This is a genomic window from Streptomyces caatingaensis (assembly GCF_001187435.1).
Classification (GTDB): domain Bacteria; phylum Actinomycetota; class Actinomycetes; order Streptomycetales; family Streptomycetaceae; genus Streptomyces; species Streptomyces caatingaensis.
This window is the reverse complement of sequence record NZ_LFXA01000011.1, coordinates 151177-170585: the sequence shown is the minus strand read 5'-3', so window position 1 is coordinate 170585 and position 19409 is coordinate 151177. Positions and strand designations below refer to the sequence as shown.

Sequence of the window (19409 nt, the reverse complement as noted above, 5' to 3'; positions counted from 1 at the left end):
GTGTCATCCAGCGGGACGGCGGAGTACGGTCCCGTCATGTCCCGCAGCACGCGCAGCATGCGCCTCGCAGTGATCCCCGGTGACGGCATCGGCCCGGAGGTGGTGGCCCAGGGCCTCCGCGTCCTGACGGCGGTCCTCCCGTCCGACGTGAAGCTGGAGACCCGGGAGTACGACCTCGGCGCCCGGCGCTGGCACGCCACCGGCGAGACGCTGCCGGACGCGGAGCTGGCGTCTCTCAAGGAGCACGACGCGATCCTGCTCGGCGCCGTCGGCGACCCTTCCGTCCCGTCGGGCGTGCTGGAGCGCGGGCTCCTGCTGAAGCTCCGCTTCGCCTTCGACCACTACGTGAACCTGCGCCCGTCGCGGCTCTTCCCCGGGACGGCCGGCCCGCTCGCCGGCACGCCCCGGATCGACTTCGTCGTCGTCCGCGAGGGCACCGAGGGTCCGTACACGGGCAACGGCGGATCGCTGCGCACCGGGACGCCCGCCGAGGTCGCGACCGAGGTCAGCGTCAACACGGCGTACGGCGTGGAGCGCGTGGTGCGCGACGCCTACGCCCGGGCGCAGGCGCGGCCGCGCAAGCGGCTCACCCTGGTGCACAAGGACAACGTCCTCGTGCACGCCGGCCGGCTGTGGAAGGACACCTTCGACCGCGTCGGCCGGGAGTTCCCGGCGGTCACGACCGACTACCTGCACGTGGACGCGGCGACGATCTTCATGGTCACCCGGCCCGAGCGGTTCGACGTGATCGTCACCGACAACCTCTTCGGCGACATCCTCACCGACCTCGCCGCCGCCGTCACCGGCGGCATCGGGCTCGCCGCGTCCGGCAACATCAACCCCGACGGCTCGTTCCCGTCGATGTTCGAGCCGGTCCACGGCTCCGCGCCGGACATCGCGGGCACCGGCACGGCCGACCCGACGGCCACCGTCCTCTCGGTGGCGCTCCTGCTGCGGCACCTCGGGTACGAGGCCGAGGCCGTACGCGTCGAGACGGCCGTCGCCGAGGACCTCGCGGCGCGGGACGGCGCCGCTCCCCGGACCACCGAGGAGACCGGGGCGGCGCTCGTCGCCCGAGTAACGGCCTGACCGGCCCGTTCGCCCTCGCGCGCGGTCCGGTTTCCCCCACGGCCACCGGACCGCGCGCATCTTCGGCGTTCGCAGGCGTTTCGTTGACACCCCTGTCCGAGCGATAATCGGACACGGGGCCGCGAAAACGATGCGACGAAGCCCGGACGTCCCGCACCCAGCCGGGGCGGCGTGAGCGCGGTCCGCAGCACCCTCAAGCGAAGGACACGCATCCATGACCACGCTCACGATCGAACTCAAGCCCTCCTCGCAGCCGCTGCCGGACGCCGAGCGGGAGCGCATTCTCGCCAACCCCGGCTTCGGCCGCCACTTCACCGACCACATGGTCACCATCAAGTGGTCCGAGGGCGTGGGCTGGCACGAGGCGCAGCTCGTCCCGTACGCGCCGCTCTCCCTCGACCCGGCGAACATGACCCTGCACTACGCGCAGGCCATCTTCGAGGGCCTCAAGGCGTACCGGCGGGCCGACGGCACGATCGCCACCTTCCGCCCCGAGGAGAACGCCAAGCGCTTCCAGGCGTCCGCGCGGCGGCTCGCGATGCCGGAGCTGCCCGTCGAGACCTTCATCGACGCGTGCGACGCGCTCGTGCGGCAGGACCGTTCCTGGGTGCCGTCCTCCGGCGAGGCCTCCCTGTACCTGCGGCCCTTCATGATCGCGACCGAGGTCGGGCTCGGGGTGCGCCCGTCCAACGAGTACCTCTTCGTCGTCATCGCCTCGCCCGCCGGGGCGTACTTCCCCGGCGGCGTCAAGCCCGTCTCCGTCTGGCTCTCCGAGGAGTACGTGCGCGCCGCGCCCGGCGGCACCGGCGCCGCCAAGTGCGCCGGGAACTACGCCGCTTCGCTGGTCGCGCAGGCGCAGGCGGCGGAGAAGGGCTGCGACCAGGTGGTCTGGCTCGACGCGGTCGAGCGGCGCTGGATCGAGGAAATGGGCGGCATGAACCTGTACTTCGTGTACGGGAACCGCATCGTGACCCCCGAACTGACCGGTTCGCTGCTCCCCGGCATCACCCGGGCCTCCCTGCTGCGCATCGCGGAGAACCTCGGCTACGAGGTCGCCGAGGGGCGCATCTCGGTCGACGACTGGAAGAACGGCAACGCGGACGGGTCGTTGACGGAGGTCTTCGCGTGCGGGACCGCCGCCGTCATCACGCCGGTCGGCTCCGTGAAGTCCACGCGCGCGGACTGGACCGTCGGGGACGGCCAGCCCGGCGAGGTCACGATGCGTCTGCGGAAGGCGCTGCTCGACATCCAGACCGGCGCGGTCGAGGACACCCACGGCTGGATGCACCAGCTGGCCTGACCAGGGTTCCGCCCTGGGCCCCTCACCCCGGGTCTGCGCCCGGACCCCGCAACCGCGCTCCGCGCGGTTGTCCTCAAGCTCCCCGGAGGGGGTACCCCCTCCGGGGAGCTTGAGGACGAGCGGCGGAGCCGCGATCAGGGAGGGTGCAGGGGGCGCAGCCCCCGCCACCGCGCGGAGCGCGGACCCGCCCCGGGGCGCAGCCCCGCCGACCGCGCGGCAGCGCGGCCCGAGCCCACGGGCGCAGCCCCGGCGAGGGGGCCAGGGGGCGAAGCCCCCGGTGGGGCGCAGGGGCGAAGCCCCGCACGACCGCGCGGCAGCGCGGCCCGAGCCCACGGGCGCAGCGCCGGAAAGAGGCCCGGAAGGCACAGCACCCCGTGCGGCCCCGGGGCGAAGCCCCGCCCACCCGCGGCAGCACGGCCCGAGCCCACGGGCGCAGCCCCGGCGAGGGGGCCAGGGGGCGAAGCCCCCGGTGGGGCGCAGGGGCGAAGCCCCGCACGACCGCGCGGCAGCGCGGCCCGAGCCCCGGGGCGCAGCCCCGCCCACCCACCGCGCGGAGCGCGGACCCGTCCCGGGGCGCAGCCCCGCCCACCGCGCGGCGGCGCGGGCCGGGTCGAGGGGCGGAGCCCCGGGAGAAACGGTGAACGGGCGGGGAGGGGATCAATCCGCCTGGGGCTCGACCCCCGCACGCCACAAGCCATACGCATACGCGTCGTCCAACGCCTGCCACGACGCCGCGATCACGTTCTCCGCGACCCCCACCGTCGACCACTCCCCCCGCTCGTCGCTCGTCGACACCAGCACCCGCGTGATCGACCCCGTCCCCAGACTCCCCTCCAGGATGCGGACCTTGTAGTCGGTCAGCTCCAGAGCCGCCAGCTCGGGGTAGATGCGCTCAAGGGCCACCCGCAACGCCCGGTCGAGCGCGTTGACCGGTCCGTTGCCCTCCGCCGTCGCGACGATCCGTTCCCCCTTCGCCCAGAGCTTCACGGTCGCCTCGTTGGCGTGCGTCCCGTCGGGGCGGTCCTCGACGATCGCGCGCCAGGACTCGACGCGGAAGTAGCGGAGGGGACGGCCGGTGACCTCGGCGCGGAGGAGGAGTTCGAAGGAGGCGTCGGCCGCCTCGTACGTATAGCCCTGCGCCTCCCGCTCCTTGACGCGCTCGACGACGCGCCCGACGAGCTCCCGGTCGCCGCCCAGGTCGATGCCGAGCTCGCGGCCCTTGAGCTCGACGGAGGCGCGGCCGGCCATGTCGGAGACGAGCATCCGCATCGTGTTGCCGACGCGTTCGGGGTCGATGTGCTGGTACAGGTCCGGATCGACCTTGATCGCGGAGGCGTGCAGCCCGGCCTTGTGGGCGAAGGCGGAGACCCCCACGTACGGCTGGTGCGTCGACGGCGTGAGGTTGACGACCTCGGCGATGGCGTGCGAGACGCGGGTCGCCTCGGCGAGCCTGCCGGGCGGCAGCACACGCCGGTCGTACTTGAGCTCCAGCGCGGCGACCACGGGGAAGAGGTTGGCGTTGCCGACGCGTTCGCCGTAGCCGTTGGCCGTGCACTGGACGTGGGTGGCCCCCGCGTCCACGGCGGCGAGGGTGTTGGCCACGGCACACCCCGTGTCGTCCTGGGCGTGGATGCCCAGCCGCGCCCCGGTCGCGGCGAGCACCTCGCCCACCACGGCGCCGACGTGGGCGGGCAGCATGCCGCCGTTGGTGTCGCAGAGGACGACGACGTCGGCCCCGGCCTCGTGCGCGGCCCGCACGACGCGGAGGGCGTACCCCGCGTTCGCCCGGTAGCCGTCGAAGAAGTGCTCGCAGTCGACGAACACCCGCCGCCCGTGCGCCCGCAGGTGGGCGACCGTGTCGCGGACCATCGCGAGGTTCTCCTCCAGCGTGGTCCGCAGGGCCAGTTCGACGTGCCGGTCGTGCGACTTGGCGACCAGCGTGACGACCGGGGCGCCGGAGTCGAGGAGCGCCGCCACCTGCGGATCGTCCTCGGCCCGCGTCCCCGCCCGGCGCGTGGCGCCGAACGCGACCAGCCGGGCGTGCCGGAAGGCGATCTCCTCCCCGGCCCGCCGGAAGAACTCCGTGTCGCGGGGGTTGGCCCCGGGCCAGCCGCCCTCGATGAACCCCACCCCGAAGTCGTCCAGGTGCCGGGCGATGGTCAGCTTGTCCGCGACGGTGAGGTTGATGCCCTCGCGCTGGGCGCCGTCGCGCAGCGTCGTGTCGAAGATGTGGAAGGCGTCGTCGGGGGCGTCCGTTGGGTCCGTCATGCTGTCTGACTCCTGTCGGGATCTCGGTCTCTCCGGAATGACCGGTTCCACCGCCCTCCATGGTCCCGCGCGCTCCGCCCCGGCGGCTGGTGGTCCGGGAAACGAAAAGACCCCTCGCGGGTGCGAAGGGTCTGCGCGCGGGTCTGGGGCGACGGTGGCCGCGCCGTACGGGGGTGGCGTACGGGCGGTCACTGCGGACCGGCGCGCCTGCTGCCAATCATCGTTACCAGCGAGGGCACGGGGGCAGTCTGGCACGCCTGTCCAGCCCGGGGGGCGTCCGTCTCAGGATGTGGGCACCGCGTCGTCCGCGGCCGGTTCCGGGGCCGCCCTCCTTCCCGTCCCCTTGAGGTCGATGTCCCGCGTCTCGCGCATGGTCAGGTAGACGACGAGCGAGACCGCCGCGCAGCCGGCCACGTACCAGGAGAAGCCCGACTCGATGCCCGAGTTCTTGAACCACAGCGCCACGTACTCGGCCGTCCCGCCGAAGGCCGCGTTCGCGAGCGCGTACGGCAGCGCGACGCCCAGCGAACGGACGCCCGTCGGGAACAGCTCCGCCTTCACACAGGCGTTGATCGACGTGTAGCCCGTGACGATGAGCAGCGCGAGCACGGACAGGCCCAACGCGGGCCAGAACGAACCCGCGTGCTTGAGCAGCGCCATGATCGGCACGGTCAGCAGCGTCGAGCCGGCGGCGAAGGTGATCAGCAGCGGGCGGCGGCCGATCCGGTCGGAGAGGGCGCCCGCGAGCGGCTGGAGGGCCGCGAAGACGATCAGGGCGAAGAAGCTGACCAGCGTCGCGGTCTGCTTGGACAGACCGGCGCTGTTGGAGAGGTACTTCGTCAGGTAGGTCGTGTACGTGTAGTACGCCACCGTGCCGCCCATCGTCAGCGCGACGACGAGGAACGCCTCGCGCCGGTGCCGCAGCAGGGCCCGGATCGTGCCGCGGTCGGCCGCCGCGGCGTCGCTCTCCTCGTACGCCTCCGTCTCCAGCATGTTGCGCCGCAGGTAGAAGATCACGGCCGCGCCGAGCGCGCCCACGACGAACGGGATCCGCCATCCCCACGCGTGCAACTGGTCCTTGGAGAGCGTGTGCTGGAGCGTGATCAGCAGGCCGAGCCCGAGGATCTGGCCGGCGGTCATCGACACGTACTGGAAGCTGGACGCGAACCCCCGGCGGCCCGGGGCGGACGCCTCGGTGAGGTACGTGGCGCTGGCCGCGTACTCACCGCCCACCGACAGCCCCTGGAGCAGCCGGGCCACCAGCAGCACGGCGACTCCGCCGTAGCCGGCGACGCCGTAGGTCGGCGCGACGGCGATCAGCACGGCCGAGGCCGACATCAGCGTGACCGTCAGCGTGAGCGCCGCCTTGCGCCCGCGCCGGTCACCGACCCTGCCGAGCAGCCAGCCGCCCACCGGGCGCATGAAGAAGCCGACGGCGAAGATGCCGGCCGTGTTCATGAGTTTGGCGGTGTCGTTGCCGTCGGGGAAGAAGGAGCCGGCGAAGTACGTGGCGAAACTGGCGTAGACGAACCAGTCGAACCACTCGACCATGTTGCCGGCCGAGCCGATCCAGATCTTCTTCCAGTGCTGTGCGGTGTGTGGTTGTGCCTGTCCCATGAACCGACACGGTGGCCGAGGGCCGGGATCCGGACAAGGCCCCGGGCGGCAACGATCCGCGAACACCGGTGCGAGTGCCGGCCCTCCCCCGGCCGCGCTACCTTGCTCCCTCCGTACCGATGGAGGTGGTCGTGTGCTCCCGACAATGGCCGAGCATGGGTGCCCCCGCGATTTCCAGGTGACGACCGTCAACCAGAGCGGCGTCCTGCAGAGCGAGAAGTGCGACTGCTGCGGCTACCGGATCACCTACGGTCCGGCTCCCACGCCGAGCGCGGACACGGGTGCGGCACGTGCCGCGTACACCCGCAGACCCACGGTCAACGCCTGACGCGGGGCCGGCCCCGGGGCAGCTCAGTGCCCCGTCACACCCCCGTTGTCCCGCCGGTCCAGCGCCCGCTGCACCGCCGCGGCCGCATTCACCCGTTCCGCCTCCCGCTCCGCACCACGCGTCGCACGGCGGACCTTGCGGACAGCACTCGTCTCGGCCATGAGTCGTCCCCTCTGGATGGAAGAGTCCTACGAGGAAATGCGATCAGCCGGAAACCAGGCGGGAGCCCAGCGTGCGGCAGGGGTCACCTGCCCTCGGGCACGGGGCCACGACCGCCGTCGCTCGATGGAGCGGAACGATCGGCTGCTTCCACGCTAAGCGAGGAGCGGCGCGATGTCTGCCCGATTACTCGGGCTTCCTACTATCTGAGACGGCCCTGGGCGGAGAGGGCGCCGCCGTCCGTGGCGGACACGAAAGCGGCCCACGTCGCGCGGGGAACGATGACGGGGGCCCGGTCGGGGGCCTTGGAGTCGCGTATGGGCAGGGTGTGCGGGAATTGCTCCGCGATTTCCAGGCAGCCGGAACTGCTCTGGCTGTAGGAGCTCTTGCGCCAGGTAGCTATGGCCAGGTCAAGTGTAGTGGTGCTCACTGTACGTCTCCCTAACTACCCTGCGAATCAACGTCCTTGATGCTTCCGGGTCGAGCACCCTGGTCAGAAGCTGATCATAGATGCCGGTGTAGCCGGCCACGGCCTCCTGCTTCGTGACGAGGAGTCCTCGGACGCCGGACGACGCGTACACGACCGTCCTTCCGGTGGGAAGGTCCAGGATTGAGAACTCGCCCATGACCTGCACGAGGTCGGCGTTGCCCTCGAACGGTGCGATCCTCACCTCGATCCCCGGCCTCTGGGACGAGGCGATCAGGCCGAGGAGTTGGTCTCGCATGATCGACCGGCTGCCAATCACCGCGTAGAGGGCGGCTTCGGTGAGCACCGCCGAGAACGCGGGCGGATCCGGACGCTTGAGGATCTCGTGCCGACGCGCTCGATGCCTGAGCTTGTCCTCCGCGTCCCCGCCCAGGAAAGGGATGTTCTTCTCGATGATCGCCCGTTCGTACTCGGGACTCTGGAGCAGGGCAGGGATCACGCCGTTGGCGTGGCGGATCCGGACCGCTCTCGACTCATATCCGAAGACCCTCTGAACCAACTTCGCGTCGGGATTGTCATCGAGTTCGTCGCGCAAATTCCAGATGCGGCCACCGGCTTCCATCGCGTCATCGATACGACGGGCGACATCCCGGCGGGGCACATGCTTGCCCGCCTCGAAGTGGGCGATCGCCGTGTTCGACAGGGCGACCTTCTTGCCCAGGTGGGCCTGGGTCCATCCCTTGGCCACGCGATGATCGCGGATGGCGAGCCCGAGCTCGGCCAGGCGCGCCTGGTACGGGTCAACGGGCCCAGGATCAACCATAGTTGCATCCCCCACTTGACTCAGTGGATCACTCAACTCCTCGATGAGGCTGAGCATAGGGGCCTGGCCCGATACTGGAGACCGTAACCGGGACGCACAACACCGGCCGTCCGACGCTGCGTTCGAATCCCCTGGGTGATGCCCGCCGTGCAGCGGCCCACACCTGCGTTCCGGAGAAATCATCGCCGCTCCTAGGAGAACGACCGCCATGCCCGTCTGGCCCGGTACCGCCATGACCGACCCCGGACACCCCCCGGCCGCCCGCCCGGAAGCGGCGGCCGAGGCGGAGGTCGAGCGGGTCACCGCCGTGATCCTGACCGCGACCGCACCGCCGACCGCTGAGGTCATGGAGTCGGCCACGGCGGCACTCCGCCGGTTCATCGGCGACTGGGCCCCGTGGGTCAAGGTCACCGCGCGGACGTCGCTGCCCGTGGACGACCCCCGCCGGGTGGCCGCCGAGAAGGCGGCCGACGAGGCCACCTACCGGGCGAGGTGCACCGGCCCGGGGCACGGGCTGGAGTCCGCGTACACGTACTGCCGGAGCCTGGCGCTCATCACGCGCGAACTGCGCGGTCACCGGCAGAAGTTGGGACTGGTCCACGTCCGTGAGGAGAACGCGGCGGGCGCGCTCGCGCTGATCTGCCGCCGGGACGACGTCCTGATGGTGTCCCCGTCGTACGACGGCAGGCCCGGGGCCAACTTCCGCCTGCCGGGCGGGCCGGCGCGGCGGGGCGAACCGGCCTGGGAGGCGATGGTCAGAACCGTGCGGGAGGAGACGGGTCTCGCCGTCCGCCCGGCGCGGCTCCTCGCGGCGGACTGGGCGCCGGCCGGAATGAGCTTCGTCTACGCGGCCGTCCCGCTCGACGGCGGCGGGCTCAAGGTGACGCTCCCCCGCGAGCCGGAGCTGACCGGCTACGCCTGGATCCCGGCCGGGGGGCTCGGTGAGCACTGCGCGCCGCACCAGGCGCGCCGCGTGCGGGCCGCCCTGGAGGCGGCGCGCAGCGGCACGCTGGCCGAACTCCGGCGCGGGGAACCGGCGTACGCGGTCGCCGCGTAGCGGATACGCCGCCGCCCCGGCGCGGGACCGGGGCGGCGGCGTACCGGACGGCGTACCGGAGGGCGAAGGTCAGCCCATGTGCGGGTAGCGGTAGTCGGTCGGCGGGACGAGCGTCTCCTTGATGGAGCGGGTGGAGACCCAGCGCATCAGGTTGGACGCGGCGCCGGCCTTGTCGTTCGTACCGGAGGCGCGGCCGCCGCCGAAGGGCTGCTGGCCGACGACGGCGCCGGTCGACTTGTCGTTGATGTAGAAGTTGCCGGCGGCGAAGCGGAGCTTCTCCATCGCGTGGGCGGCGGCGGCGCGGTCGTTGGCGATGACCGAGCCGGTCAGGGCGTACGCCGAGACGGACTCCATCTGCTCCAGCATGGCGTCGAAGTCCTCGTCCTCGTAGACGTGGACGGCGAGGATCGGGCCGAAGTACTCGGTCGTGAAGACCTCGTTGGCCGGGTCGGTGCACTCGATGACGGTCGGGCGGACGAAGTAGCCGACCGAGTCGTCGTAGGTGCCGCCGGCGACGATCGTGCAGGACGGGTCGGCCTTGGCGCGGTCGATCGCGGCCTTGTTCTTGGCGAAGGCGCGCTCGTCGATGACGGCGCCGATGAAGTTGGAGAGGTCGGTGACGTCGCCCATGGCGATGCCGTCGACCTCGGCCGCGAACTCCTCCTTGAAGCCGTCCTCCCAGATGGAGCGGGGGATGTAGGCGCGGGAGGAGGCCGAGCACTTCTGGCCCTGGAACTCGAACGAGCCCCGGGTGAGCGCGGTCTTGAGGACGGCGCGGTCGGCGCTCGGGTGGGCGACGACGAAGTCCTTGCCGCCGGTCTCGCCGACGAGGCGCGGGTAGGACCGGTACTTCTCGATGTTGTTGCCGACCGTCTTCCAGAGGTACTGGAAGGTCTTGGTCGAGCCGGTGAAGTGGATGCCGGCGAGCTCGGGGTGGTTGAGGGCCACCTCGGAGACGGCGACGCCGTCGCCGGTCACCAGGTTGATGACGCCCTTGGGCAGGCCGGCCTCCTCCAGGAGGCGCATGAGCAGCACGGCGGAGTGCGTCTGCGTCGGGGACGGCTTCCAGACGACGACGTTGCCCATGAGGGCGGGGGCGGTCGGCAGGTTGCCGGCGATGGCCGTGAAGTTGAACGGCGTGATCGCGTAGACGAAGCCCTCCAGCGGGCGGTGGTCGCTGCGGTTCCACACGCCGGCGGAGTTGGCGACCGGCTGCTCGGCGAGGATCTGGCGCGCGAAGTGGACGTTGAAGCGCCAGAAGTCGACGAGCTCGCAGGGGGTGTCGATCTCGGCCTGCTGGGCGGTCTTCGACTGGCCGAGCATGGTGGAGGCGGCCATGGTCTCGCGCCAGGGGCCGGCCAGCAGCTCGGCGGCGCGCAGGATGATCGCGGCGCGGTCGTCGAAGGACATCGCGCGCCAGGCCGGGGCGGCGGCGAGGGCGGCGTCGATCGCGTCCTGGGCGTCCTGGTGGGTGGCGTTGCGGAAGGTGCCGAGGACCGCGGCGTGGTGATGCGGCTGGACGACGGTGAACGGCTCGCCGCCGCCCATCCGCCGCTCGCCGTTGATGGTCATCGGCAGGTCGATCGGGTTGCCCGCCAGCTCCTTGAGCTTGGCCTCCAGCCGGGCGCGCTCCGGCGACCCGGGGGCGTAGCTGTGGACCGGCTCGTTGACCGGGGCGGGGACCTGGGTGACGGCGTCCATGGCCTTGTCTCCTTAGTCGGGTTGTCGGGGTCGGGGTGACGGCGGCCCGTCGGCCGCGGGTCGCGTGGCGCGGCCGCCCGCGCGTGGCGGCCGGCCGCGCGCCGGGTCTAGCCGCGCGTCGCCAGCGAGCGCAGGAAGAACGTGAGGTTCGCCGGGCGCTCGGCGAGCCGCCGCATGAAGTAGCCGTACCAGTCGGTGCCGTACGGGATGTACACCCGCATGCGGTGACCCTCGGCGACGAGCCGCTGCTGCTCGGCCTCACGGATGCCGTACAGCATCTGGAACTCGTACGCGTCCAGTGTGCGCCCGTGGCGGCGGCCGAGTTCCTGGGCGATGGCGACCATCCGCGGGTCGTGCGATCCGATCATGGGGTAGCCCTTGCCCGCCATGAGGATCTTCAGGCAGCGCACATAGGCGAGGTCGACCTCGCGCTTGTCCTGGTACGCGACGGAGGCGGGCTCCTTGTAGGCGCCCTTGACCAGGCGGACCCGGGAGCCCTCGCCGGCCAGGGCGCGGCAGTCGTCCTCGGTGCGGAAGAGGTACGACTGGAGCACGGCACCGGTCTGCGGGAAGCGCTTCCGCAGCTCGGCGAGGATGGCGAGCGTGGAGTCGACGGTGGTGTGGTCCTCCATGTCGAGGGTCACGGTGGTGCCGGCCTCGGCGGCGGCCTCGACGACGGGGGTGACGTTGGCGAGGGCTATGTCGTGGCCGCCGGGGAGCGCCTGCCCGAAGGCGGACAGCTTCACCGACATCTCGGCGCGCCCGCCCAGGCCCTCGGCGCCCAGCGCCTTGGCGAGCGCGAGGTAGGCGTCGCGGGTGCGCAGCGCCTCGGAGCGGTCGGTGATGTCCTCGCCGAGGTGGTCGAGGGTGACCTCCAGGCCCTGCTGGTCCAGCTTCCGCACCGCGGCCATGGATTCGTCCAGGACCTCACCGGCAATGAAACGGTCAACCACCGGACGTGTGACCGGGGCGGCCGACACGATACGGCGGATGACGTCGCTGCGTGACGCGGCGAGCAGCACGGGACCCAGCACGGGGCACCTCCACGATGAACGGCCGACGCCACGACGGGAGACGGCATACGTAACTCATCGTGAAACCTAGAGAGGGCGTCCGCGCGCAGCCATCGACAGCTGTCACGCATCCGTGGCCGGGATCTCAGACAGATGTATGACAATGGGGGCCACGGCGACGGGGACGTACGGAAGTGAACGGGGGACGCCCATGCGGGGCGAGTATCAGCAGCTCGTGGACGAGATCTCGGCGATCTTCGGGGTTCCCGCGACGCTGGAGGACCGGGATTTCGGCCTGATCGCGTTCGGGGCGCACGGGGGCGAGGACGACCTGGAACTGACCATGGACCCGGTGCGGACGCGGTCGATCCTGCAACGCCGGTCGACGGCCGCGGTGCGGGCGTGGTTCGAGGGGTTCGGGATCGCGCGGGCGGTGGCGCCGCTGCGGATCCCGCCGGACCCGGCGGCGGGGGTGTTCAAGGGGCGGATCTGTCTGCCGGTGCGGCACCGGGGCGTGGTGCACGGTTACGTCTGGCTGCTGGACGACGAGCAGCTGGCGGGTCTGGACGTACGGCCGGAGGCGGCGGATCCGCGGGTGGCGCAGGCGATGGAGACGGCGGCCCGGATCGGCGCCCTGCTGGCCGCCGAGGCGCGCGCGGGCGCCGAACTGGGCGAGCTGCTGCGGGACTTGCTGACCGCCCGGCCGGGCGGCCGGGACGCGGCGCGGGCCGCCCTGCGGGAGGGGCTGGGGCAGGCGGCGGACGGGCCGCTGGCCGTGGTGGCGGTGGCGCCCTGGCGGACGGACGAGGACGAGGGGGCGGGCGAGCAGCCGGGGTCGGCGTTCGCGGCGCGCTCGGGGGTGGCGGCGCTGTGCGCGGTGCCCGGCTGCCTGCCGGACGGCTCGGCGGCGCTGGCCGCGCTGGTGCGGCTGCGGGCGCTGACCGCGCCGGCCCCGGCGCGCGCGGCGGCGGACCGGCTGCTGCACTCGCCCCGGGCCGGCGGACCGGCCTCGGCCGGGATGGGCACGCCGCGGCGGGGGCTGGCGGAGCTGACGGACGCGTGGGCCGAGGCGCTGTCCGCCGCGCGGGCGGCGGCCGCGGAGCGCCGGCTGGGTCCGCTGGCCGAGTGGGGCGGGCTGGGCCCGTACCGGGTGCTGACCGGGCTGCCGCAGGACCGGGCGGCCGACCCGGCGGTACGGCCGCTGCTGGAACGGCCGCACGCCGAACTCGCGCGCACCGCCGAGATGTACCTGGACTGCGCGGGCCAGGCGGGCCGCGCCGCCGCGGTCCTCGGCATCCACCGGCAGACGCTCTACTACCGGCTGTCCCGGGTGGAACAGCTGACGGGCCTCGACCTGGACAACGGCGAGGACCGGCTGCTGCTGCACATGACCTTGAAGGCGTCACGGCTGGGGTGACGGCGGTGTGGCGAACACGGCACCACATTCGTGCAACTATGCGATTCCTGTGTGAGTCCTGGGGTTCGAGATCACCCATGGTGACTCGTCACGACCCAGCACAGGGGGGAACCACCCATGACTCACCACCCGATACCCCGCCGCGCCCTGACCGCCGCGGTGGCCGTGGGGGCGCTCGCCGCGCCGCTCGCCATGGCTGAGCCGGCCGCGGCCGCCGGCCCCGGGGTCGTCTGCACGTCCGCGAAGAAGGGCCTCGCGGAGAAGCTGACCAAGGACATCACGGCGGCGCTGCGCGGCCGGGCGGGGAAGACCGGCGTCGCGTTCAGCGACCCGGCGACGAAGACGACGTGCACGTACGACGCGGACCGGCGCTTCGACTCCGCGAGCGTCTTCAAACCGATCGTGCTCGGGACGCTGCTGTGGGACGCGGAGCGGCACAAGCGGTCGCTGACCTCCCGGGAGAAGACCCTCGCCAAGAAGATGATCACGGAGTCGGACAACGACTCCACGACGGCGCTGCGCAACCAGCTCACCACGGCGAAGATCACCCGGTTCGTCGAGGCGGCCGGGATGACGCGGACCGTCCCGAACCAGACCTGGGGCACGACCCAGATCACGGCCCGCGACGAACAGAAGCTCCTCGCCCTGTTCACCGGCCGCAACAAGCTGCTGAACGACACGTCCCGCGCCTACGCGCTGGACTTGATGAACAAGGTCGTCGCCTCGCAGCGCTGGGGCACCCCGGCCGGCGCCCCCAAGGGCACCAGGGTCCACGTCAAGAACGGCTGGCTGCAGCGCAGCAAGGACGGGCTGTGGCGGGTGCACAGCATCGGCGCCTTCACCACGGGCGGGCGTACGTACACGCTGTCCGTGCTCACCCACGGCAACCGCACCTGGCAGGGCGGCATCGACGCCATCCAGGCGGTGGCGCGGGCGGTCCACCGGGACGTCAACCCGGCGGTGCGGGGCGGCGTCATCGCCCCGCCGGCCCACCCGCAGGAGGTCATGCCGCCGCAGGCGTGACGGCGCCCGGGGGAGGGTGCCGTACGGCGCCCTCCCCCAGGGGGCTACTCCTCCGCGAAGGTGATCGCCTGCACCGGACAGGCCCGTACCGCCTCCTTGACCATCGGGTCGCCGCGCCCGTCCTCGCTGCCCGGCCGGACGAGGCCGAACCCGTCGTCGTCCGAGTCGAACACGGCCGGTGCGGTGAGGGCGCACTGGCCCGAGCCGATGCAGAGATCCGAATCGATGCTGACACGCATGGTCGTACTCCGTTCCGTGGTCACCAGGTGACCGGGAGGGCGAACAGTCCTTGGACGGTGCCGCCGGGCTTGGCGCGCACCTCATCCGGGGCAACGGCGAGCCGCAGCGTGGGGATACGGGCAAACAGGGACGAGAAGGCGATTTCCAGCTCGGCGCGGGCCAGGTTCTGGCCCAGGCACTGGTGGACGCCGTAGCCGAAGGCCACATGATGCCGCGCGGAGCGGCGGACGTCGAGGGCGCCGGGGTCCTCGTAGACGGCCGGGTCGCGGTTGGCGGACGGGGTGGCGAACACCAGCCCCTCCCCCGCCCGGACGGTCACCCCGCCCACCTCGACGTCCTCGGTGGCCACCCGCACCATCCCGTCGGCGATGGACAGCAGGCGCAGCAACTCCTCGACGGCGCCGGGCATCAGCGCGGGGTCCGCGCGCAGGGCGGCCAGCTGGCCGGGGTGCCGGAGCAGGGCGTAGGTCCCGAGGGAGATCATGTTGGCCGTGGTCTCGTGCCCGGCGATGAGCAGCAGCAGCGCCATCATCACCAGTTCCTCGCGGTCGACGCGGCCGTCGGCCAACTGCTCGTTGACCAGCCCGTCGAGGAGCCCCCCGCCCGGGGTGCCGCGCTTGTCCTCCAGCAACCGGCGCAGGTACGCCCGGAGTTCCTCGCGGGCGGCGTTCGCCTCGTCCGCATCCTCGGCCAGGAGCAGCGTCCGCGAGCAGCGTTCGAAGAACTCGTGGTCGGCGTAGGGCACTCCGAGCAGTGCGCAGATGACCATGGAGGGGAGGGGCAGGGCGTAGGCGGCGACGAGGTCGGCCCCCGGGCCGGCGGCGAGCATGCGGTCGAGGAGGGTGCCGACCGTGCGCTCGATGTCCGGCCGCAGGGCGGCGATCCTCTTCAGCCCGAAGCCCGGAATGAGCATCCTGCGCTGCTCGTTGTGGCGGGGGTCGTCGGTGCCGAGCAGGGGCAGGTCCACCGATCGCTGGTCCCGGTTGCGCGGCAGCAGCACGGGGAAGTCGGCGCGCTGCCGGTCGGCCGAGATCCTCGGATCGGTGAGCAGGGCCCTGGTCTCCGCGTGCCCGGTGACGAGCCAGACCTCGCGGCCGTCGAAGAGCCGCATCCGGTTGAGCGGGGCGTCCTCGCCCGGGGTGGGGTAGGCGGGGGGCGGGGCGTAGGGACAGTGGCGGCTCTGGGGCCAGGTGAGGGTGGGGGCCGGTTTGTGCGCGGTTTCGGTCATGGCGACCTCCGGGCGGCGGACTGGTATCCTCAGGCAACCATTAGACCGGAATCCAGCGGTCCCGTCCATGCACCTGGCCTCCGCCGGCCGCCGGGGGGTTCGCCCCAGCCCCTCCCACAACCCTCACCCCTCCCTCGCGAGCGAGGCCAACCGCGCCGCAAGCCGCTCCAGCTCCGCCAACTCGCCCTCTCCAAGGGCGAGAAGAGCAGGCGGCGGCGCGCTCAGGATCGCCTCGGCCCGCTCGGCCGCCCCCCTCCCCTCCTCCGTCACGGAGACGATCTTCGACCGCCGGTCCACCGGATTCTCGGAGCGGACGACGAGGCCCCGACGGGCCAGGTCGTCCACGACGAGCGTCGTGTACGGCCGGTCCGTGGCGAGCGCATCCGCCAGCTCCCGCAGCGTCAACGGCCCCTTGGCGATCCTCCGCAGCGCCTTCACCCGGAAGAAGCTCATGCCGAGCGCGTCGACGACCTCCTTGCGGCGCTCGTTGCCGCCGAGGACGATCTCGCGCAGGCTGCTCCACGCCCGCCGCGCCGCCTCGTCCTTCGTCACACCGTCACCGCCCTGGTCCTCTCACAGCCGTCGCAGTCGAGGCGGGCCGCCGCCCGTTCGGCGGTCCGTGCCGCCCAGCGGCCGGTGGTGATCGTACCGAGGGCGAGGACGGCCAGCCCGCAGCCGGTGATGATCCACCAGCCCACGGCCCCGACGTGCGCGCCCACGACCGCGACCCCGAGGGACGTGCCGACCTGCCGGCTGGTGGAGGCCAGGGCGGCGGCCACGCCGGCGCGGGAGCGCGGCAGGCCGGAGACGGCCGTGTTCGTGATGGGCGCGTTGACGAGGCCGAAGCCCGCCCCGAAGAGCACGAACGCCACGAACAGCAGCGCGTCGGACGACGCGGCCCCGCAGGCCGCGAAGAGCACGCCGCTGCCCGTCAGCAGCACCCCGGCCGCCACGAGCGGCAGCCGCGGCCCGCGGCTGCCCACCAGCCGTCCGGACACCGGCGCGAGCACCAGGCACAGGAGCGCCATCGGCAACAGGTGCACCCCTGCCGAGAGGGCCGAAAGCCCGCGCGCCTCCTGGAGGTCGAGCATGGTGAGGAAGAGGAAGCCGGACAGCGCCGCGAAGGCGCACACCGCCGTGACCGTCGCCCCGGCCAGCGGCGCGCTGCGGAACAGCCGCGGCTCGACGAGCGGTTCGGCCCGCCGGGTCTCGACGACGAGCAGCGCCACGAGGGCGGCCGCCGCGACGGCGAAGAGCACCGGCGCGCCCTCGATGATCCCGTACGTGAGCGAGCCGAGCAGCACGATCATCAGCACCTGCCCGGCCGGGTCGAAGCGGCGCGGCCGCGGCGCCCGGGACTCGGGGACGAACCGCAGGGTCAGCGCCAACGCCACCAGCCCGACCGGCACGTTGATCCAGAAGACCGAGCGCCAGCCCACCGACCCCACCAGGGCGCCGCCGACGATCGGCCCGGCGGCCATGCTGAGGCCCACGACCCCGCCCCAGACGCCGATGGCCCGGGCCCTCTCCCGCGGATCGGTGAAGATGTTGGTGACGATCGACATCGCCACGGGGTTGAGCATGGAGCCGCCGACGGCCTGCACCGCCCGGAAGGCGATCAGCCAGCCGAGCCCCGGCGCCAGGCTGCACAGCGTCGAGCCGGCGGTGAAGAGCACCAGGCCGGTCACGAAGACCCGGCGGCGGCCGAAGCGGTCGGCCATCGAGCCGGACAGCATCAACAGCGAGGCCAGCACGACGACATACGCGTCGATCGTCCACTGGAGCCCGGAGACCGAGGCGTGCAGGCTCGTGCGCAGCGAGGGCAGGGCGACGTTGAGGATCGTGTTGTCCAGGCTGACCAGCAACAGCGCCGAGCAGCAGATGCCGAGGACGAGCCAGCGGCGGTCGGGCGTCATGCCAACCTCCCGGAGGGACGGACAGTTGGAGAAACAAAATCATTGGAAGCGTACAACTAATCGCGGGCGCGAAAAAGGCCCGGCTCCAAGAGCCGGGCCTTTCCGCGAACGGACCGCTCAGTCCGTGAGGTTGACGGCACGCGCCGACGCCGCGCCGATCTCCTCCGCGATCTCGGTCAGCACGGCCGGCGGGATCGACTCGTCCACGGTCAGCGCGACCAGCGCCTCGCCGCCCTCGACCGCCCGCGAGACCTGCATGCCCGCGATGTTGATCCCCGCCTCGCCGAGGATGCGGCCCAGCGCGCCGACGACGCCGGGGCGGTCGACGTAGCGCAGGAAGGCCATGTGGTCGGCGAGGGCCAGGTCGACGCCGTTCTCACCGACGGCGACGATCTTCTGGAGGTGCTTGGGGCCGGCGAGCGTACCCGAGATGGAGACCTCGTCGCCGCCCGCGAGCGTGCCGCGCACGGTGACGACGTTGCGGTGCTCCGAGGACTCGGAGCCGGTGGTGAGCCGCACCTCCACACCGCGCTCCTGGGCGAAGAGCGGGGCGTTCACATAGGAGACCGTCTCGTCCACGATGTCCTCGAAGACGCCCTTGAGGGCGGACAGTTCGAGCACCTTGACGTCGTGCTGGGTCAGCTCGCCGTACACCTCGACGTCGAGGCGGACGGCGACCTCGCCGGCCAGCGCCGTGAAGATCCGGCCCAGCTTCTCGGCCAGCGGCAGCGCCGGCTTGACGTCCTCCGCGATCACGCCGCCCTGGACGTTGACCGCGTCCGGCACCAGCTCGCCGGCGAGCGCCAGGCGCACCGACTTGGCGACGGCGATGCCGGCCTTCTCCTGCGCCTCGCCCGTCGAGGCGCCCAGGTGCGGGGTGGCCACGACGTTGTCGAACTCGAAGAGCGGGGAGTCCGTGCAGGGCTCGGTCGCGTAGACGTCGAGGCCGGCGCCGGCCACCCGGCCCTCCTTGAGGGCCGCGGCGAGCGCCGTCTCGTCCACGATGCCGCCGCGGGCGGCGTTGACGATGCGGACGGAGGGCTTCACCTTGTGCAGCGCCTCGTCGCCGATGAGACCGATCGTCTCGGGGGTCTTGGGGAGGTGGACGGTGATGAAGTCGGCCGTCTCCAGCAGTTCGTCGAGGGAGAGGAGCTTGACGCCCATCTGCGCGGCGCGCGCGGGCTGCACATACGGGTCGTAGGCGACGACCTTCATGCCGAACGCCGACATCCGCTGGGCGACGAGCACGCCGATGCGGCCCAGGCCCACGACGCCGAGGGTCTTCTCGGAGAGCTCCACGCCGGTGTACTTCGAGCGCTTCCACTCGCCGTTCTTCAGCGCGGAGTTGGCCTGCGGGATGTTGCGCGCGGTGGCGATGAGCAGGCCGCAGGCGAGCTCGGCGGCGGTGACGATGTTGGACGTCGGGGCGTTGACGACCATGACGCCGGCCTTGGTGGCGGCGGCGACGTCCACGTTGTCGAGGCCGACGCCGGCGCGGGCGACGACCCGCAGCCGCTTGGCGGCGGCGACCGCCTCCGCGTCGACGCGGGTGGCGGAACGCACCAGGATCGCGTCCACGTCGGCGACGGCGGACAGCAGCTCGGCGCGGTCCGCGCCGTTGCAGTGCCGGATCTCGAAGTCCGGGCCCAGCGCGTCGACGGTGGCGGGCGAGAGCTCTTCGGCGATGAGTACGACGGGCTTGCGGGGCGAAGCAGTCGAAGCAGTGCTCACGGGGTCCTCAGTCCTCACTGGTCCTTGGTGACGGCCGTCCCGACGGCCGCAGGCGGTGAAGGGGCGCAGCCG

The 19409-nt window shown here is 72.3% G+C and carries 18 protein-coding genes; 6 read left to right on the top strand and 12 right to left on the bottom strand.

Annotated features, from left to right (window positions below; all coding sequences use genetic code 11):
• Positions 1 to 36: 36 nt before the first annotated feature.
• The gene (locus AC230_RS18210; RefSeq protein WP_049717338.1) at positions 37 to 1089 is read left to right on the top strand and encodes a 3-isopropylmalate dehydrogenase; all 1053 of its coding nucleotides are present in this window, start codon (positions 37 to 39) and stop codon (positions 1087 to 1089) included.
• 214 nt (positions 1090 to 1303) lie between these two features.
• Positions 1304 to 2389, top strand: coding sequence for a branched-chain amino acid aminotransferase (locus tag AC230_RS18205; RefSeq protein ID WP_049717337.1), 1086 nt, complete (start codon positions 1304 to 1306; stop codon positions 2387 to 2389).
• Between the two features lie 657 nt (positions 2390 to 3046).
• Here AC230_RS18205 and cimA read toward each other — a convergent pair.
• Positions 3047 to 4657: a citramalate synthase gene (gene cimA, locus AC230_RS18200; protein ID WP_049717336.1), complete on the bottom strand. Its 1611-nt coding sequence runs from the start codon at positions 4655 to 4657 to the stop codon at positions 3047 to 3049.
• Positions 4658 to 4939: 282 nt separating this feature from the next.
• Positions 4940 to 6208 carry an MFS transporter gene (locus AC230_RS18195; protein WP_107082178.1) on the bottom strand — a complete coding sequence of 423 codons (1269 nt, stop codon included), beginning with the start codon at positions 6206 to 6208 and terminating at the stop codon, positions 4940 to 4942.
• Between the two features lie 211 nt (positions 6209 to 6419).
• On the opposite strand from AC230_RS18195, the gene AC230_RS18190 reads away from it, so the two are divergent.
• Complete coding sequence (locus AC230_RS18190) at positions 6420 to 6602, top strand: hypothetical protein (RefSeq protein WP_157868600.1); 183 nt, start codon at positions 6420 to 6422, stop codon at positions 6600 to 6602.
• 23 nt (positions 6603 to 6625) lie between these two features.
• Here AC230_RS18190 and AC230_RS33070 read toward each other — a convergent pair whose 3' ends face one another.
• The 3 genes from AC230_RS33070 to AC230_RS18180 all read right to left on the bottom strand — a co-directional run bounded on the left by AC230_RS33070 (position 6626) and on the right by AC230_RS18180 (position 8011).
• Complete coding sequence (locus AC230_RS33070; RefSeq protein WP_198535556.1) at positions 6626 to 6763, bottom strand: hypothetical protein; 138 nt, start codon at positions 6761 to 6763, stop codon at positions 6626 to 6628.
• Between the two features lie 200 nt (positions 6764 to 6963).
• The gene (locus AC230_RS18185; protein WP_049717333.1) at positions 6964 to 7191 is read right to left on the bottom strand and encodes a DUF397 domain-containing protein; all 228 of its coding nucleotides are present in this window, start codon (positions 7189 to 7191) and stop codon (positions 6964 to 6966) included.
• On the bottom strand, positions 7172 to 8011 hold the full coding sequence (locus AC230_RS18180; protein WP_198535555.1) for a helix-turn-helix domain-containing protein: 840 nt from the start codon (positions 8009 to 8011) through the stop codon (positions 7172 to 7174). Before AC230_RS18180 ends, AC230_RS18185 begins: the two co-directional genes overlap by 20 nt.
• 208 nt (positions 8012 to 8219) lie before the next feature.
• Here AC230_RS18180 and AC230_RS18175 point away from each other — a divergent pair, with 208 nt between their 5' ends.
• Positions 8220 to 9068, top strand: coding sequence for a DUF6415 family natural product biosynthesis protein (locus AC230_RS18175; protein WP_049717331.1), 849 nt, complete (start codon positions 8220 to 8222; stop codon positions 9066 to 9068).
• A 69-nt stretch (positions 9069 to 9137) separates the two neighbouring features.
• Here the strand turns inward: AC230_RS18175 and pruA are convergent, their stop codons facing one another.
• Complete coding sequence (pruA, locus tag AC230_RS18170) at positions 9138 to 10769, bottom strand: L-glutamate gamma-semialdehyde dehydrogenase (RefSeq protein WP_049717330.1); 1632 nt, start codon at positions 10767 to 10769, stop codon at positions 9138 to 9140.
• 107 nt (positions 10770 to 10876) lie between these two features.
• Entirely contained in the window at positions 10877 to 11803 is a 927-nt protein-coding gene (locus AC230_RS18165; protein ID WP_049717329.1) for a proline dehydrogenase family protein, read from the bottom strand.
• A gap of 190 nt (positions 11804 to 11993) precedes the next feature.
• On the opposite strand from AC230_RS18165, the gene AC230_RS18160 reads away from it, so the two are divergent.
• Positions 11994 to 13199 (top strand): PucR family transcriptional regulator, encoded by a 1206-nt coding sequence (locus AC230_RS18160; protein WP_049717328.1) that lies wholly within the window; start codon positions 11994 to 11996, stop codon positions 13197 to 13199.
• Positions 13200 to 13316: 117 nt separating this feature from the next.
• Complete coding sequence (locus AC230_RS18155) at positions 13317 to 14222, top strand: serine hydrolase (protein WP_049717327.1); 906 nt, start codon at positions 13317 to 13319, stop codon at positions 14220 to 14222.
• Between the two features lie 44 nt (positions 14223 to 14266).
• On the opposite strand, the gene AC230_RS18150 is transcribed toward AC230_RS18155, so the two are convergent.
• The 5 genes from AC230_RS18150 to serA form a co-directional block, all read right to left on the bottom strand.
• Positions 14267 to 14461 carry a ferredoxin gene (locus AC230_RS18150; protein WP_049717326.1) on the bottom strand — a complete coding sequence of 65 codons (195 nt, stop codon included), beginning with the start codon at positions 14459 to 14461 and terminating at the stop codon, positions 14267 to 14269.
• Between the two features lie 20 nt (positions 14462 to 14481).
• The gene (locus AC230_RS18145) at positions 14482 to 15690 is read right to left on the bottom strand and encodes a cytochrome P450 (RefSeq protein ID WP_049717325.1); all 1209 of its coding nucleotides are present in this window, start codon (positions 15688 to 15690) and stop codon (positions 14482 to 14484) included.
• Between the two features lie 123 nt (positions 15691 to 15813).
• Entirely contained in the window at positions 15814 to 16242 is a 429-nt protein-coding gene (locus tag AC230_RS34330; protein ID WP_049717324.1) for a MarR family winged helix-turn-helix transcriptional regulator, read from the bottom strand.
• Positions 16239 to 17606 (bottom strand): MFS transporter, encoded by a 1368-nt coding sequence (locus AC230_RS18135; RefSeq protein WP_049717323.1) that lies wholly within the window; start codon positions 17604 to 17606, stop codon positions 16239 to 16241. Before AC230_RS18135 ends, AC230_RS34330 begins: the two co-directional genes overlap by 4 nt.
• 117 nt (positions 17607 to 17723) lie before the next feature.
• Positions 17724 to 19337, bottom strand: a complete 1614-nt coding sequence (serA, locus tag AC230_RS18130) for a phosphoglycerate dehydrogenase (protein ID WP_049717322.1) — start codon at positions 19335 to 19337, stop codon at positions 17724 to 17726.
• Positions 19338 to 19409 lie beyond the last annotated feature (72 nt).